The organism is Kitasatospora sp. NPDC056783 (assembly GCF_042789895.1).
In the GTDB taxonomy this organism is placed as follows: Bacteria; Actinomycetota; Actinomycetes; order Streptomycetales; family Streptomycetaceae; genus Kitasatospora.
Window position 1 is genome coordinate 1 of record NZ_JBHUAF010000664.1, and the last position, 1,994, is coordinate 1,994.

Below are 1,994 nucleotides of genomic sequence, written 5' to 3' on the forward strand. Positions count from 1 at the left end.
GCTGACGGCTCCCCACGGACGGTGGGCCCCCGCGCTCCGGTGCTCGGGCGCGGGGGCCGACCCCGGTGTGCGGCGGGGCGCCCGGCCGTGGTTCGCGCTACCCGTACGGGTGGTGGATCGCCGGCGGCGGTGCTCCCCGGCGGGGAATCGCGCTACGGTGGTGCTTCGCCACGGAAGGACGGCATATGCCCCAGGTTCAGTCCTGTCCCGGGTGCGGGGGCTCCGGGGGGACGGAGAAGACCGAGGCGACGGTCGAACTCGACGAGGAAGGGAGCATGGTGCCCAGGGTCCACACCTTCTGGTCACCGTGCGGTCGGTGCCACGGATCGGGGACGGTGATCATCGGATGAGGTTCATCTTCGAGTGCGTCGAGTGCGGTGGGCACTACCTGCCGCCCGAGGAGATGGCGTACCCGGACGGGCCGGCCTCGCCGGTCTGGTGCACGGCCTGCCAGCGCGCCATGCGCGCGGCCGGCGTCCAGGAGGACCCGCTGCTCGCCCGCGTCGCGCTCGCCGCGGCCCGGGCCGCGCTGGCCGGGCGCGCCGCCGAGGCGGCCGAGGCCTCCGAGCGGACGGCGCGCTCCGACGTCCGCCCGTCCCGCCCGCCGCGCTCCCGCCGGGCCCGGTCCGGCCCCGGCGGGGTGCGCAGCAAGCTGGGCTGAGCTCCGGGATCAGGCCGGCCCGGCCGGCCGCTGGACGAACGGGAGCAGCAGGTCGGCCGTCGCCTCGGCGTGGACGGTGAACTGCTCCCGGGCCCGGGCCGGGTCACTGGGGCGACGGCCTGCGGGTCGCGGCCCAATGGCGCTCACCGTGGTCGTCTCCCTGATCGGTGTGTGGCTGCAGCGCAGGCGCCCGACCCCGTCGAGCTGAGTCACCACCGGGTCGCGGGCCGGCCCGCACGCCTCACACGTGCGGGCCGGAGCCGTTCCCGGTGCGGCCGCGACGAGTCGGCCTCAGAACAGCGCCTCCTGGGTGTCCGGCTCCGGCGGGCGCAGGCGCTCGTGCAGGGTGAGGCCCTCGGAGCCGCGGCCGGTGACCGGGCTGAGCGTCCAGCCGGTGAGCAGCCGGGTGTCCAGCAGCAGCGGGCCGGAGCCGTCCGCCTGGTCGAGGAAGAGGTGCCGGCCCACCGGCGGCCTCAGCCGCCCCGCGAGCACCGCGCCGTCGGCCAGCCCGGCGATCTCCCGGTAGGCCTCCGGGGCGCCGCCGGCCAGGCCGTAGCGCTCGACGTGGTCGACCACCGGGCGGTCGGCGAGCGGTTCCACGGCGTGGCCGTCCAGCAGCCGGTGTGCCTGGGCGCGGGCCTCGGCGAGCACCGTACGGCGGTACGGGGCGTCGCCGTGCGACCACCACTGGTCGGTCTTCAGCCGGGACTTGTACCGCTCGCGGGCCAGGCCCGAGGCGGCGACGGTGAGTTCGGCGCGGCGGACGGCCGGCAGGCCGCCGCGGGCGGTGAACGCGTAGGCCAGCGCGCCCTGTTCGAGCAGTCGGCTGTCACCGCGCTGCTCGGCGGTCAGACCGACCTTGAGCAGGCCCTCGCCGAACCAGGCGAGGTAGAGCAGGTAGGTGCGGCCGTCGTCGAGGATCTGGTCCCGGGCGAGGGCCAGGCCCCGGTCCACGCTCTGGCACGCCGGGCACTGCGTCGCGCCGGCGGCCGGATCGATCACCGCGTGGTGCGGGCAGGGCGTGCGCTCCGTCGCCCCGGCCAGCCAGGCCCCGACGCAGCGGCGGGGGCCGCCCAGCAGCCAGCCCACCTCGGCGCCCGGCGTGACGGCGCGCTCGTGCACCTGGGCGCCGCGCGCGGCGCCGAGCATGGCTCTGCCGTCCTGCCAGCTCAGGCCGGTGGAGATCCAGCCGCCGGGCCGGGGGTGCTGCGGGGGGATCGTCACGTCGCTCCTTGCCGTCGGTGACCGTCGAGACTACCCGGCGCCACCGACGGGGCGGGCCGCCCGGCCCCGGCCGCGGGGCCGGGGCCGGCAGAGTGGCGGTCCACCGGTC

The 1,994-nt window shown here is 77.5% G+C and carries 4 protein-coding genes; 1 reads left to right on the forward strand and 3 read right to left on the reverse strand.

Features of this window, described 5'->3' with window-relative positions; genetic code table 11:
- Positions 1-196: 196 nt before the first annotated feature.
- A complete protein-coding gene (locus tag ACFRMQ_RS40400; RefSeq protein ID WP_380735904.1) occupies positions 197-343 on the reverse strand; it encodes a hypothetical protein in 147 nt (48 codons plus the stop codon).
- A gap of 3 nt (positions 344-346) precedes the next feature.
- Between ACFRMQ_RS40400 and ACFRMQ_RS40405 the strand changes: the two genes are divergently transcribed.
- Positions 347-661: a hypothetical protein gene (locus ACFRMQ_RS40405; RefSeq protein WP_380735905.1), complete on the forward strand. Its 315-nt coding sequence runs from the start codon at positions 347-349 to the stop codon at positions 659-661.
- 9 nt (positions 662-670) lie between these two features.
- Here ACFRMQ_RS40405 and ACFRMQ_RS40410 read toward each other — a convergent pair whose 3' ends face one another.
- A complete protein-coding gene (locus tag ACFRMQ_RS40410; protein ID WP_380735906.1) occupies positions 671-808 on the reverse strand; it encodes a hypothetical protein in 138 nt (45 codons plus the stop codon).
- Between the two features lie 144 nt (positions 809-952).
- Entirely contained in the window at positions 953-1,885 is a 933-nt protein-coding gene (locus tag ACFRMQ_RS40415) for a DUF2797 domain-containing protein (protein ID WP_380735907.1), read from the reverse strand.
- Positions 1,886-1,994: the final 109 nt, after the last annotated feature.

Excerpts from the sequence above, each read along its gene's own strand:
- ACFRMQ_RS40405 (WP_380735905.1), top strand. The coding sequence starts at position 347 with ATGAGGTTCATCTTCGAGTGCGTCGAGTGCGGTGGGCACTACCTGCCG.
- ACFRMQ_RS40400 (WP_380735904.1), bottom strand. The coding sequence starts at position 343 with ATGATCACCGTCCCCGATCCGTGGCACCGACCGCACGGTGACCAGAAG.